Here is a 12,186-nt window from a genome sequence, read left to right on the forward strand (position 1 = left end):
AGGTGTCTAAGAAGTAGTAATTAGAAGGAAGTTACCGTGCTTCCCTTAAAAATTACAAGAGAGCTCTTCCTAGTCTGGTTTAGCTGTACCGGCTTATATGGACATTGATTCCATTGAAGATCTTAAACCCGCAGAATAAGTCGCATAAGTAATATATTCTCCCCTTTGAGTATTTGGATACTTGAAGGGGAGTTTTCATTATGTCGCTTATTTTAAAGAGGATATATAATCTGGTTAATTGGGTTCCAAAATGTCTTTCTTTAAATGAGTGAATCATTGACCACACGAAGTTACCAGTTTTTATCACAGAAACGAAATTCTCCAGATTAACCATAATAATCATCCACACTCTTACAATGTTACTGTTTGATGCAGATACGACTTCTGGTGTTTTAGTGAAACCGAATATAGTTCTGCACCAGGCCTCTCTCACTAATTTTAATAAGAAAATGAAATTCAATTACAATACGGTCTATTATATTTATTAAGTGTTTGCTTATTTAAGTGTTGACTTAATTAATTATATAATTTATTATGTATGCAACGGTTCCAAAGTTCCTTTAGAAGGAGGTGATTTTAACATTACCATGGTGTCTAAGGATATTTTTCATGCTCTTTCCGAGCCTAATCGACGATACATCTTAGAGATATTGGCCAGTCAAGAGCAGTTAACTGCAACGGATATTTATGATCGTTTTAATATAAGTCCACCTGCGATTTCACAACATTTAAAAATTCTTCGAGAAGCGAATCTGGTTCGGATGGAAAAAAAAGCTCAACAGCGTATATATCAGCTTAATCCTGACGCCATAATCGAACTTGAGGAATGGGCGAACCACATTACACAGCTTTGGACTCAACGTTTTGATGCATTAGATAAGGTGTTGGAAGATGAAATGAAAAAGAATATGGAAGGAAAGGCTGATCAATATGACGAACCCGAATGATGTAAATGGGGATAAGGAGCTTACTCTAACAAGAATTTTTGATGCACCCCGTGAGCTGGTTTGGAAGTCTTGGACAAATCCTGAGCTGTTGGCTAAATGGTGGGGGCCAGCCGGGTTCCAAACCCCGAAGGAATCTATTGACATTGACCTTCGTGTCGGCGGTAGGTTTAATTTATGTATGGTTCAAATCAATACCGGCACAGAGATATGGATTCAACACGAAATTATCGAACTCGTAGAACCTCGTCTTCTTGTCCTCCGGTCCGAGGAACAAACAGATCTCAGGCTTTCTGCCATGATTACTCGGGTTCAATTTGATGAATTAGATGGTAAAACCAAGATGACGTTATACAACGGCCCGTATTCGAAAGAGATGAATCATGCTATTAGTGGATGGGAACAGTCTTTCGACAAGCTTGGTAAATTATTTAAATAGGAGGAGTATTTAATGACAAATAATAGCACGAAGAGTAAAGTAGTCTTTGATATCAGTATGTCACTGGACGGCTTCATAGCGGCTTCAAACCGTACTGCAGAAGAACCGATGGGGGCTGGTGGAGAGCGACTGCACGGCTGGGTGATGGATGATGAAGACAGTCGTAACCGCAAGCTTCTTGAAGAAGCCGGCCAAGGTCTAGGGGCGGTTATCACCGGACGAGTTACATACGATGATTCCCTTCGGTGGTGGGGTGCAAATGGACCAACGGGGCCCGCTCGCATTCCTGTTTTTGTTCTCACACATCAGACCCCAGAGAATGTTCCGGAGGATAGTGTGTACACGTATGTGAATGGAATTGAAAGTGCTTTAGAACAGGCGAAGAAAGCAGCGAACGGTAAAGTTGTTTCTGTCATGGGTGGTGCGGACACCGCCCAACAGTTCATATCGGCTGGTCTGGTCGATGAGATATCGATTCATCTCGTCCCCGTACTGTTTGGTGAAGGTATTCCATTATTTGAAAAGCTTGGAGACGAGCATATTCTACTTGAACCCGTCACCATAATGGATACTTCCAAAGCTACTCATCTGCAATATCGAGTTGTTAAATAAGTTTAAAACATTTCGAGCAACCATATTTTATTTGCCATCAGGCATTACACCATACCAAAAGGCTATTCATTTGTAGTCTTTTAGAGAAAACCGCTGCGATTTCCAGAGGAAGTAGTTCAATTTTGAAGTACAAACATTAAACATACAACTTAACTAAGCATTGAATTGCAACGCAATTTGATGCTCTTTTTCATCGTTAATTCAGAGATTAGTATACTCTGCAAAAGTAACCCAATTTTCTACCTTATTCAACTCGGGATATTGTGATTTAAAGTAAACTATTATTGGAGAATTATTCAACTCAGGATGTGAAATGAAAAATCTCCTATCTCCATATCTGATTGCTTTCAAGGCAAGTGGTAATTCACGTCTAAATATGTCATTTCGTATTGCTGCAACAGTCTGATCAGATTGTCCGTCTACATCCAAATACACATTATATACATAAGAACCTCTAATTTTAGTCCACTCACCAAGTACTTCATCTCTCATAGGGCCAATTTTATCCCAGGCAAAGCTTAATCCAATTGTCAAAAAAAGCTCTGCAGTAATATCCGAATGAGTCAGTGTGTAGCGCCTATGGATTATAGGTTCTGTAGCGGTAACTCCTTCTCTAAACTCAACATAAAGTTTATCAGGGTTAAACATACTCAAAGTAAACACTCCCTAACGCTTTTTTCTTAAATTTATGATGGTAATTAATCATTTATACTTGAAGCAGCATATCACTTGACTGATGAAAGCAGCTAGCCCCACTCTATTCATGACTATAATCGTTTTTACTCAGTAAAAAGTGTCATTTTGAATGGGGAAATTTCTAAGATTTATATGCCACTTTTTAAAAAAAAGGTTCGATTATAGTACAAAGAAGGGCAGTCCTAAATTATGCCAGAACAAAACGATACTATAATTTTGACGGATGAAATCATTGCTGACACAGTCTGTACGTTATTATATATTTGTCAGTATGGAGCCTGTTCACTTTTCAAAGAGTCAGAATTTATTCTATGATAGACTTTCAGCAGCAGTTACTTTCTTACTGCATCCGTGCAACGAATCTTTCTCTATTATATCTTTTCCGAAAGAAGTGTCGCAATTGCTAAATCTATGTAAAATAATTATCCAAATCGCTTTCTTATATGGAATCTATTTAATCGGACATTGGATTCAGGAAGCACTGAATCTATTTGTGCCCGGGAGTGTCATCGGGTTAATTATTCTGTTTATCCTGCTCTCAACAAATGTTGTGAGGGAAGTGTGGGTTGAAAAGGGTGCCGATTTTTTTTTGAAACATTTAACGCTGTTTTTCATTCCTGCTACGGTCGGGATTATAAATTATTTCGAGGTCTTTTCCGGAAAGGGATTTCTCCTGATTGTGATCGTTCTCGTGAGCACGGTGCTTGTTATGGCAGGATCGGGACTTGTGACGCAGTGGATGATGCGTGGGAAGGAAGTAGAACATGATTAATAGCCTTATTGCCATTGCCGCTATTACCGGTACAGTTGGGATTTATGCAGCGGCAGTCTATATATATAAAAGATTTTATTCCACGTTTACCATACCTATCATTACAGCTACGGTTATTATCATTGTTGTCTTATTGGCGTTTCAGATTCCTTATGACACCTACATGCGTGGCGGAGAATGGATAAACGATATGCTGGGTCCTGCGATTGTAGCACTCGCCTATCCGGTTTATCAGCGGCGAAGTATATTGAAAAAATTTCTGGTGCCTATTCTTAGCGGAACGATGCTAGGAGCGGCAGTTGGCGTGTCAACAGGTGTATTACTGGCAAAATGGCTGGGCGCTGATCAGCTGATTATCCATTCACTTGCTCCAAAATCCGTCACTACTCCGGTAGCCATGGCAATCGCAGACACACTTGGCGGAGCTACTCCTTTAGCGGCAGTTTTTGTGATGACAGCAGGAATTGGCGGAGTACTCGTCAGTTCAACAGTTATGAAATATTTCCGGATTAATCATCCAATTGGACGTGGTGTCGGGATGGGTAGTGCATCACATGCCATCGGAACAGCAACCATCATGGAACAGGACCAGCTCGCAGGATCAGTCAGCACGATTGCAATGGTTGTCAGTGCAGTAGTTGTATCGGTTATTACGCCGGGAATGGTTGCGGTTTTGATGTAGGGGATTTGTTATAGCGGAAAAAGACGTACGGTGAAGGTTCTCATGATTCTTTTTTGGGGCGTGGAAGCCGTAGAACCCTCCCCATGATTAAATAATTTGAAAAAATATTGACATGGAGTCGACTCCATCTTTTAGAGTGATAGTAATAAAAGATGGGAGTGTTGGCAATGACAATTATTACTTATGTATTGATTGGGTTATATGCTGTATTAACAGGACTGGCAGGCACACTGCAATTGAAACAGACTGGATTTCAGGTTCGCTCATTATTATTTGTCGCTGTGTCAATTAGCATGTTAGCAGCTTTATTTATTCCAAACAAGAATAATATGATTATAATGTTAATCGCAGCGTTTATCCTATTGCATATATTAGCGGTTGCAGAAGGGATCATGACGAAGAGCCAAATTACATACAGTCATCATATGATTCGATTTATAGCCCATATTATACTAGTCTTGTTGGTTTATAACTTTATTGTAAAGTAGGTGATTTATCATGAAGATCAGTGAAATTGCATCATGCACAGGTCTAAGTAAAGATACCATACGTTATTACGAAAAGATTGATCTGTTACATCCAGAGGTGAAAAATCATCATCGTGACTATCATGAAGAAGACATTGAAATAATTGAAATTATTGTCAAACTAAAACAAACTGGTTTTTCACTCGAAGAAATCAAAATTCTATTGGATTGGTCAAAAAATACTGATCAAAATAAAGAACTAACAAAAGAGGAAATACAAAATCTTGACCAAATAAAAAAGCTTTTCCAAAATAAATACAAGCAAATGCTGCAAAAGGAAGAACAAATTAAAGAAATTAAACAAGTACTGTTACGAGCCGATGATAAAATTGAATATCTGCTAGAGAAGAATAAGAAAAAATAGAATTACCAGCTCTATTTGAATGGTAATTCTATTCTTATAAGTATCAATTAACTATTTAAATCTCTTTCTTGCATTTTTCTAACATTATCCGAGTGGTAAGGAGAGCCATCAACTTCATTAACCACACTAAATGGGTTACCGTCTAAATCAAAAATATCAAAGAATTTCATTCCACCAAAGTCATGGATTTCAGAAGTTGCTACACCATTGTTTTTAAAATGTTGATAAGCAGTTTCAATATTATCAACTACAAAGTTATAATAGGAATTTTTTTGATTACCTTTGATGATAAACTCGGTGGGCTGATGAGATTCGACTTGTATTAAGGCTAGTTGTGTAGAACCAGTTGGCAAATAAAAGCCAGCACCATCTTCCCAACTATCAATTTTCTTTACACCTAGATTAGTTCGATACCACTCTGCAGATTTTTCAATATCTGTAACTGGAATAAATATACTACCTATTTTAAACATAATCTTCCTCCTTTAAATGAAATTCATATTTATAACGTATATAATAGTGTAAAAGTTACAATAAATTAAAATTTTTTAAAAAGGTGTTAAAACATGGTTTTAGAAGATTTAGAGGTTGAGATTCATAAACTTTTTAAATATTGCTTAAAATTGTCTGGGTCACCTTGGATGGCTGATGATTTAGTACAAGAAACGATGCTAAAAGTATATAAGATAAAACGTATAGAACCAAAAAGAGAGTTAACATTTTCTTATTTATGTACGGTTGCCAAAAATTATTTTATTGATGAAAAAAGGAAACATAAAGAGAATATACAATTTAATGAGGAGTTAAATGGAGAAGTATACGATTCTATAGAATATTATAGTTTAATTGAAGTCTTACTTACTTCTTTACCGTTGAAACAATCCATGCTTATCACCTTGAAGGATGTTTTTGGATACACCACAAAAGAAATAGCATCCATGTTGAGAGTAAGTAATGAGTCAATTAAAACCTCACTTCATCGTTCCAGGAAGAAACTTAAATCAGTCAATGATATAAATAGAGATGTTCTAACACCTAATCACGAGATTATTACAGCACTTTCAAGAGCAATACAAGAATCGAAACCTATGCAAATATTTTATTATTATCGACTATTAGAATCACAAAACTTTCAAGTAAGGAGAGGAACTGAACGATCTGTATTTCATGTTATAGATCCAGACGGTAATATATTGGAAATTCTGTCACAGTAGGTTTTCCATAACTTGTAGAAGTTTGGCGTTGTGACTATATTGAGTCAGGGAGAAAACATAAAAAACACGAATGAGGAACGACAAACAGTCGAAGTGAATCCTCATTCCGCTAAATAGCAGAAAAGGTGCTCTTGGAAGGGTGAGACGGATCCTCGTTCCGTTATTAGCAGAAAATCAGCCAAATTTGAGGTGAAAATGGCAAATAGCGGAATGAGGATTCACTCCCCTGCTTAAAACGAGGGTTTTCAAGGAATTAGCGGAATGAGGATCCGCCAAATCAGTTAGCCGGATCCTCATTCCGTTAAAAATGTGTTCTTCAACAAAAGGGACGAAATGTATGCTAATTTTCTTTTCCAAAAATGTGTAGCAACAATGGTGTCATGAAAGTAGTGATTTATATCTAACAGCAAGGTGATTTAATGGAAAGGTGAATGATAGAATGAATAGTGAATCTTTTTTCACTGAAAGCACGAAAGCCGCACTTAAGAATAACCCGCCGGGCGAATGGATGCCTATACTTCCAGATGGTTGTATACGGTTAAGTTCGGGATTCCCGGCACCTAATCTTATCCCGGTTGAGCAGCTGAAAGCAGCTGTTACCCGTTTGCTTGAAGAAGAGAAGGATTTACCGTTGCATTATGTTGGCAGCCCTAAAATGGCTAAGCTCAAGGAGCAGATTAAAGATAGGTTGCTGCGCCGTGGTATCCGTGTTTCAGAAAACGAACTTCTCGTTACATCCGGTGCATGCCAGGCGATTGATCTAGTTGCTCGCATACTAATGGATCATGAAACTGTCGTTGCTATAGAATCACCATCCTATATGGAAGCGTTAGAAATATTTCAAAACTATACGAAGCACTTTATTAGTATCCCGGTGGATGAGCACGGTCTGCAAACAACTAAATTAGAAGCTATGTTAGCGGAAAGGAACAGGAAAGGGCTCCCGCTTCCTTCTATTTTATATACCATCCCGACTTTTCAAAATCCAACAGGTACAACGATGACAACGGAACGTCGGAAACATGTGCTGGAGCTTGCTGCCAAATATGATTTCCTTATTCTAGAAGACGATGCTTATGGCGAATTATTCTTTCATGAACAAGCAGTTCCATTAAAGGCAATGTACAACGAAGGCCGTGTGCTGCATCTTGGTTCTTTATCCAAGGTGGTAGCGCCGGGGATGCGAATCGGATGGATAGCTGCAACACCTGAATTGATTAACGCTGTGGCTTGGTTTAAAAAGGATTTAGACCATCCATTTGCTCAAGCAACCATGGCTTCCTTTTTAGAAAAAAATGACTTCGAGAAGCGGCTCAAATCTTTAAGGGATACGTATCAACGTAAGTGTACGGCCTTACTTTCTGCATTGGAACAACACATGCCAAAACAGGTCTCCTGGTATGTATCTGAAGGTGGCTACTTTGTGTGGGTCAAAATTGCTGGAGTTGATACGTCGGAACTATTAACCCAGGCTCTCGATGAAGGTGTCTCCTATATCCCGGGCAAATATTTTTTCCTGAATCAGCGGGATGGAGCGGAATACCTTCGTCTATCCTTTAGTTATGCAGAGGAAAGAGAGATAGTAGAGGGAGTTCAAAAACTAAGTAAAGTTATTAAGCAAATTATTTTATAGTATTCAATTTTGATGCTTCATTGGAGGACGCGATTAAATACCATGTACTACCTTTAGCTACTATTCCTAACGGATCAACAACTCTTTCTACAATTTTCCCATCTGCTCGTTCATATTTCATATGAAGTTTTCTTTCATTCCAAATTGCTTGTTGCAAAATTTTATAAAACTCAATTTTTTCAGTTGACTGTCTCCATGTACTTGTATCAACATGAATTCGATTTTAAACATCATTGGCATTTTTCTGCAAAAAACTTGGAATAGAAGCAATAAGTTTTTGACGTGCTTTACTCCAATCAGTTGTTAAACCTAGATCATTGAGTAACTGGATTGATGGTGAAATAAACAAAGCCTTAATTTCATTATCTTTTAAACCCGTTATATTTGTCCGATAGCCTTCCAGTAAAGACCAGCCTCCATTTTTTCCACGCTTGCGAAAACTGGAATTCCTGTTCTGCTCAAGGCTTCCATATCCCGATGAATGGTACGTTCTGTCACTACCAATTCATTCGCCAATGCTTTGGTAGTTAATTTTTCGTTATTTTGTAGCAACAATACTATGGTAATAAGTCTGTCTGCTTCGCATGATAACCACCTAACAAAAATTATTAAAAAGCTTAATATGACATAAGGTGTCAACATTGTAGATTATACTATAGATATTACAAAATGGGAGGCAGATAAAAATGAAATCTTTAAAGGGTAAAGTAGCTTTGGTAGCTGGTGGAACAAGAGGAGCCGGACGTGGTATTGCTATGGAGTTAGGTGCTGCAGGAGCTACTGTCTATATCACTGGGCGTACGACACGACATGAGATTTCTGAATATGGTCGCCATGAAACGATTGAAGAAACAGCTGATCTAGTAAATAATTTAGGTGGAATCGGAATTGCTGTTCAAGCTGACCATCTTATTCATGAACAAGTACAGTCCTTAATTGGAAGAATTGAGAAAGAACATGGAAGGTTAGATATACTTGTAAATGATATTTGGGGAGGTGAATATCTCGTTGACTGGAATACGAGAGTATGGGAGCATTCGCTTGAAAAAGGTTTAAGAATGCTTCGTTTAGCGATTGATACTCATTTGATTACGAGCCATTACGCATTACCATTGCTCATCAAAAACGAAGGTGGACTTGTCATAGAAATGACCGATGGTACAAAAGAGTATAATAATGAGAATTATCGCTTTCCAATGTTTTATGATTTAGCAAAAAGCTCAATCATCCGTGTAGCAGAAGGGCTCGCTCACGAATTAGAACAGCATCATTGCACAGCTGTCTCCTTAACCCCAGGTTGGATGCGATCCGAAATCATGCTCGATCATTATAGTGTCAAGGAAGAAAACTGGCTTGACGCTACTGCGAAGGAACCTCATTTTGTCATCTCAGAAACGCCACGTTATGTGGGGCGAGCTGTTGCAGCCCTTGCTGGAGATCCCGAAGTCTCACGTTGGAACGGTCAATCTCTGTCAAGTGGAAAGCTTGCACAAGTTTATGGTTTCACTGATCTTGATGGTTCTCAGCCAGATTGCTGGCGCTATATTCTGGAAGTGCAGGATGCTGGCAAGCAAGCAGATGCTACCGGATATCGTTAAAAAAACTTATTTACTATATTAAACTATTTGAGAGTATCATTGGTGGTTAAGTTTATCTGTGTTCAATAATAGGGCGCATTACCGGAATAAGGTACTGCGCCTTATAGTTGCTTTTAAATGATTTTTTCAAGATGGTTTTCAAGCTTTTCTATGGACGTTACTTTGAACCTCTTCTTTTTAAAGTCAATGTAGTTCTCGTTTATACATTGAGAAATTGAACGATTTACACTTCTTATTGGAACACAAACCTCACTTGAGAGTGCGTGTTTGGTCAATGTTTCCAAATCACCAATTTTGTAATGACCATGTATACTGTACAAAATACGGTCCTTAACTGTTAAAAGTGACAGTTTAACTACAGTATCTGAACTTGTAATTAATTTTGCGGCCAAGTGTTCCATCAAATAAGTAGTGAAATTAAAATCTTGACGCATCCATTTATAAACCATTGTCTTATGAAGGGCTATTGTTTCACAATTTGTTTTTGCAGTGACACTTAGAGTTTTTATGTCATTATTAAAAATCTCAACTTCTCCAAAACTGCTATACGAATGATATCGATATAAAGTCACCATGGAACCATTCAAGCTTTGTCTAAAGACTTCAGCACTACCTGTTACTAATATATAAAGGTAATTATTATCCTCAAAAGGATGAATAATAAAGCTGCCTTTTTGATATTTACGATAAATAAACTCTTTTTTTATATCTTCTGGGGCCATGTTAATAATCATTTCAAGATTCATTTCCTCACCGACCATTTCTTCTTTGATCTTGAATTTTGGTCTAATGACCTATTTTAATCATAACCAACAATATATACTGATTTCAAACCTACTTATGGGAGGATTGAAATTGAGAAAAATTATTATTGATACAGATACGGGAAGTGATGACGCGGTTGCGTTAATGATGGCTTTGAAATCAAGTGAGATAAAAGTTGAAGCTATAACAACGGTTTGTGGCAATGTGCCGCTAGGGTTGGCAACAAAGAACGCACTTATGACAGTCGAAGTAACTAATGGGCAAAAGCCACCACTTTATGTTGGAGCTTCTAGTCCACTTATGCGAGATTTAGTTACCGCTGTACGTGTGCATGGTGAAGATGGCATGGGTGACGATAACTTGATTAATCCTTCAATAGAGGCGGAAAGTGAGCATGCTGTTGATGCTATATTAAAAATGGTAGAAAATAATCCAGGTGAAATCGAAATTGTCACTATAGGGCCAGCCACAAATGTAGCGTTATCCATTTTAAAGGAACCTGAGATTATGAAAAAAGTTAAGCACATTTACTCAATGGGAACACCAGGATTTGGTTCGGGAAACGCGACTCCTGTTTCAGAGTTTAATGTGTATGTTGATGCAGAAGCATATGGCATCATGTTGAATTCCGGAATACCTATAACTATTATTGGATTTGATGTCTGCCTAGGGGATGCTGCTTTAAATAAAGAAGATATGGAATTATTATTATCAAGTGATAAGAAACAAGCAGTATTTGCTGTAAAATGTAATAGTTCTTTACTTGAATACAATTTGCAAGCTGGAAATGGACATTTCGTTGATTTGCCAGATGCAGTTGCTATGGGGGTTGTATTATGGGAGGATCTATTACTAGAAGAGAAATTATGTCATTGCTATGTTTGTAACCAAGAAGAGCCTGCTTACGGACAGGTAATCATTAATGATGGAAGCAAGCTTGCGATTACAGAAGGTTTTTCTAATCATGCTCCTAACGCTAATGTGTGTAAGAAAATTGATAAACAATTGTTTAAACAAAGGTTGTTAGATTTATTAGTACAATAATTTGTACCATGTGTTATTAGATGGGGGTAAACTTTTGATGAAAAGTAGTGAACATGCTTGAATAGTTTGCCGCAATCGATGAGAAATATTTAACTGGTTTAGATGTTATTCTTAAGGAAGAGTGACTCAAAAAGAAAAACATATCCTTAAAAAGGAGAGAAAACAATGGATAAGCTATTAGCTAAACACGAACTTTTAATGAAACAATATGAAACAACAAGGGGTTTTTTTATTAAGATGGCAGAATCAGCCCCGAAAGAAATCGTTGACGTGCAGCCAGAAGGTTTTAATAACACAATCCATTGGCATATTGGCCACGTATTAACAAGTGCTGAAAAAGTTATAGGCTATCCCGATATTACAACGACATATCTTCCAGAAAACTATATAGATTTATTTGGAATGGGTACAAAACCGAGTGAATGGATAGGTGATGTGCCTGCCACAGATGATCTTATCAGACAATTGAAGGATCAGTTGGTTCGGATTCAACAAATTCCAGCTGAACGATTAAATGAAACGTTGGATGAATCACTGGGTCATCCATTTAAGGGAGTTACAACCTTAGAAGAATTAGTGAGTTTACTTTTAATGCATGAAGGGACCCATATGGGACAAATTAATGCGATGAAACGTATCATTTGAACATGCGTGGTTATTGAGGAATAAGGAATAAGATATCTTTAGCTTTGGACATTTTCTTAACTCTGTTAACACTTTATTTTGCTATTCGAGTATTTATTTCCAATCAGTACAGGGCAATTATTGTTTTAGGCGTGTCTGCAAAAGAACTACGGTGGCTTTTTATTTGATAAAAAATTTATAGTGGCATTACGAAAATGCAGATTCAGTGATTTTAGTAATCGGGCACAGTCGTTTAATAAGCGGTTGCGTCA

The 12,186-nt window shown here is 37.5% G+C and carries 17 protein-coding genes; 12 read left to right on the forward strand and 5 right to left on the reverse strand.

Features of this window, described 5'->3' with window-relative positions:
* Positions 1–488 precede the first annotated feature (488 nt).
* Genes ACE1TG_RS13925 through ACE1TG_RS13935 form a run of 3 tightly spaced genes read left to right on the forward strand, consistent with a single transcriptional unit; the run spans position 489 to position 1,995 of the window.
* Positions 489–947: an ArsR/SmtB family transcription factor gene (locus tag ACE1TG_RS13925; protein ID WP_375053002.1), complete on the forward strand. Its 459-nt coding sequence runs from the start codon at positions 489–491 to the stop codon at positions 945–947.
* A complete protein-coding gene (locus ACE1TG_RS13930) occupies positions 931–1,383 on the forward strand; it encodes an SRPBCC family protein (RefSeq protein WP_375053003.1) in 453 nt (150 codons plus the stop codon). The genes ACE1TG_RS13925 and ACE1TG_RS13930 overlap by 17 nt, the downstream gene beginning before the upstream one ends.
* Positions 1,384–1,395: 12 nt before the next feature.
* Positions 1,396–1,995, forward strand: coding sequence for a dihydrofolate reductase family protein (locus ACE1TG_RS13935; protein ID WP_375053004.1), 600 nt, complete (start codon positions 1,396–1,398; stop codon positions 1,993–1,995).
* Between the two features lie 201 nt (positions 1,996–2,196).
* Here ACE1TG_RS13935 and ACE1TG_RS13940 read toward each other — a convergent pair whose 3' ends face one another.
* Positions 2,197–2,643 (reverse strand): staygreen family protein, encoded by a 447-nt coding sequence (locus ACE1TG_RS13940; RefSeq protein WP_375053046.1) that lies wholly within the window; start codon positions 2,641–2,643, stop codon positions 2,197–2,199.
* 271 nt (positions 2,644–2,914) lie between these two features.
* On the opposite strand from ACE1TG_RS13940, the gene ACE1TG_RS13945 reads away from it, so the two are divergent.
* The 4 genes from ACE1TG_RS13945 to ACE1TG_RS13960 all read left to right on the forward strand — a co-directional run bounded on the left by ACE1TG_RS13945 (position 2,915) and on the right by ACE1TG_RS13960 (position 5,036).
* A complete protein-coding gene (locus ACE1TG_RS13945; RefSeq protein ID WP_375053005.1) occupies positions 2,915–3,463 on the forward strand; it encodes a CidA/LrgA family protein in 549 nt (182 codons plus the stop codon).
* Positions 3,456–4,145: an LrgB family protein gene (locus tag ACE1TG_RS13950; protein WP_375053006.1), complete on the forward strand. Its 690-nt coding sequence runs from the start codon at positions 3,456–3,458 to the stop codon at positions 4,143–4,145. The genes ACE1TG_RS13945 and ACE1TG_RS13950 overlap by 8 nt, the downstream gene beginning before the upstream one ends.
* Before the next feature lie 167 nt (positions 4,146–4,312).
* Entirely contained in the window at positions 4,313–4,633 is a 321-nt protein-coding gene (locus tag ACE1TG_RS13955) for a hypothetical protein (RefSeq protein ID WP_375053007.1), read from the forward strand.
* Positions 4,634–4,643: 10 nt separating this feature from the next.
* Positions 4,644–5,036, forward strand: coding sequence for a MerR family transcriptional regulator (locus tag ACE1TG_RS13960; protein WP_375053008.1), 393 nt, complete (start codon positions 4,644–4,646; stop codon positions 5,034–5,036).
* Positions 5,037–5,083: 47 nt separating this feature from the next.
* On the opposite strand, the gene ACE1TG_RS13965 is transcribed toward ACE1TG_RS13960, so the two are convergent.
* On the reverse strand, positions 5,084–5,509 hold the full coding sequence (locus ACE1TG_RS13965; RefSeq protein WP_375053009.1) for a VOC family protein: 426 nt from the start codon (positions 5,507–5,509) through the stop codon (positions 5,084–5,086).
* A 93-nt stretch (positions 5,510–5,602) separates the two neighbouring features.
* Here ACE1TG_RS13965 and ACE1TG_RS13970 point away from each other — a divergent pair, with 93 nt between their 5' ends.
* Positions 5,603–6,250 (forward strand): RNA polymerase sigma factor, encoded by a 648-nt coding sequence (locus tag ACE1TG_RS13970; RefSeq protein ID WP_375053010.1) that lies wholly within the window; start codon positions 5,603–5,605, stop codon positions 6,248–6,250.
* Positions 6,251–6,689: 439 nt separating this feature from the next.
* Complete coding sequence (locus tag ACE1TG_RS13975) at positions 6,690–7,883, forward strand: aminotransferase-like domain-containing protein (RefSeq protein ID WP_375053011.1); 1,194 nt, start codon at positions 6,690–6,692, stop codon at positions 7,881–7,883.
* Here ACE1TG_RS13975 and ACE1TG_RS13980 read toward each other — a convergent pair.
* Positions 7,873–8,040, reverse strand: coding sequence for a WYL domain-containing protein (locus ACE1TG_RS13980; RefSeq protein WP_375053012.1), 168 nt, complete (start codon positions 8,038–8,040; stop codon positions 7,873–7,875). The genes ACE1TG_RS13975 and ACE1TG_RS13980 overlap by 11 nt on opposite strands.
* A 221-nt stretch (positions 8,041–8,261) precedes the next feature.
* Positions 8,262–8,438 carry an HTH domain-containing protein gene (locus ACE1TG_RS13985; RefSeq protein ID WP_375053013.1) on the reverse strand — a complete coding sequence of 59 codons (177 nt, stop codon included), beginning with the start codon at positions 8,436–8,438 and terminating at the stop codon, positions 8,262–8,264.
* A gap of 131 nt (positions 8,439–8,569) precedes the next feature.
* On the opposite strand from ACE1TG_RS13985, the gene ACE1TG_RS13990 reads away from it, so the two are divergent.
* Positions 8,570–9,481: an SDR family oxidoreductase gene (locus tag ACE1TG_RS13990; RefSeq protein ID WP_375053014.1), complete on the forward strand. Its 912-nt coding sequence runs from the start codon at positions 8,570–8,572 to the stop codon at positions 9,479–9,481.
* Positions 9,482–9,594: 113 nt separating this feature from the next.
* Here ACE1TG_RS13990 and ACE1TG_RS13995 read toward each other — a convergent pair whose 3' ends face one another.
* Positions 9,595–10,242, reverse strand: a complete 648-nt coding sequence (locus tag ACE1TG_RS13995) for a Crp/Fnr family transcriptional regulator (protein ID WP_375053015.1) — start codon at positions 10,240–10,242, stop codon at positions 9,595–9,597.
* A gap of 94 nt (positions 10,243–10,336) precedes the next feature.
* Here ACE1TG_RS13995 and ACE1TG_RS14000 point away from each other — a divergent pair, with 94 nt between their 5' ends.
* Complete coding sequence (locus ACE1TG_RS14000) at positions 10,337–11,290, forward strand: nucleoside hydrolase (protein ID WP_375053016.1); 954 nt, start codon at positions 10,337–10,339, stop codon at positions 11,288–11,290.
* 165 nt (positions 11,291–11,455) lie between these two features.
* Positions 11,456–11,935, forward strand: a complete 480-nt coding sequence (locus ACE1TG_RS14005; RefSeq protein WP_375053017.1) for a DinB family protein — start codon at positions 11,456–11,458, stop codon at positions 11,933–11,935.
* Positions 11,936–12,186 lie beyond the last annotated feature (251 nt).

Origin of the sequence: Virgibacillus sp. JSM 102003, assembly GCF_041949995.1 — a bacterium.
Taxonomy (GTDB): domain Bacteria; phylum Bacillota; class Bacilli; order Bacillales; family Amphibacillaceae; genus Lentibacillus.

What these genes read in the sequence shown, in the direction of transcription:
- ACE1TG_RS13930 (WP_375053003.1), top strand. Translation starts at nt 931, where the DNA reads ATGACGAACCCGAATGATGTAAATGGGGATAAGGAGCTTACTCTAACA.
- ACE1TG_RS13935 (WP_375053004.1), top strand. Translation starts at nt 1,396, where the DNA reads ATGACAAATAATAGCACGAAGAGTAAAGTAGTCTTTGATATCAGTATG.
- ACE1TG_RS13940 (WP_375053046.1), bottom strand. Translation starts at nt 2,643, where the DNA reads ATGTTTAACCCTGATAAACTTTATGTTGAGTTTAGAGAAGGAGTTACC.
- ACE1TG_RS13945 (WP_375053005.1), top strand. Translation starts at nt 2,915, where the DNA reads ATGAAATCATTGCTGACACAGTCTGTACGTTATTATATATTTGTCAGT.
- ACE1TG_RS13950 (WP_375053006.1), top strand. Translation starts at nt 3,456, where the DNA reads ATGATTAATAGCCTTATTGCCATTGCCGCTATTACCGGTACAGTTGGG.
- ACE1TG_RS13955 (WP_375053007.1), top strand. Translation starts at nt 4,313, where the DNA reads ATGACAATTATTACTTATGTATTGATTGGGTTATATGCTGTATTAACA.
- ACE1TG_RS13960 (WP_375053008.1), top strand. Translation starts at nt 4,644, where the DNA reads ATGAAGATCAGTGAAATTGCATCATGCACAGGTCTAAGTAAAGATACC.
- ACE1TG_RS13965 (WP_375053009.1), bottom strand. Translation starts at nt 5,509, where the DNA reads ATGTTTAAAATAGGTAGTATATTTATTCCAGTTACAGATATTGAAAAA.
- ACE1TG_RS13970 (WP_375053010.1), top strand. Translation starts at nt 5,603, where the DNA reads ATGGTTTTAGAAGATTTAGAGGTTGAGATTCATAAACTTTTTAAATAT.
- ACE1TG_RS13975 (WP_375053011.1), top strand. Translation starts at nt 6,690, where the DNA reads ATGAATAGTGAATCTTTTTTCACTGAAAGCACGAAAGCCGCACTTAAG.
- ACE1TG_RS13990 (WP_375053014.1), top strand. Translation starts at nt 8,570, where the DNA reads ATGAAATCTTTAAAGGGTAAAGTAGCTTTGGTAGCTGGTGGAACAAGA.
- ACE1TG_RS13995 (WP_375053015.1), bottom strand. Translation starts at nt 10,242, where the DNA reads ATGGTCGGTGAGGAAATGAATCTTGAAATGATTATTAACATGGCCCCA.
- ACE1TG_RS14005 (WP_375053017.1), top strand. Translation starts at nt 11,456, where the DNA reads ATGGATAAGCTATTAGCTAAACACGAACTTTTAATGAAACAATATGAA.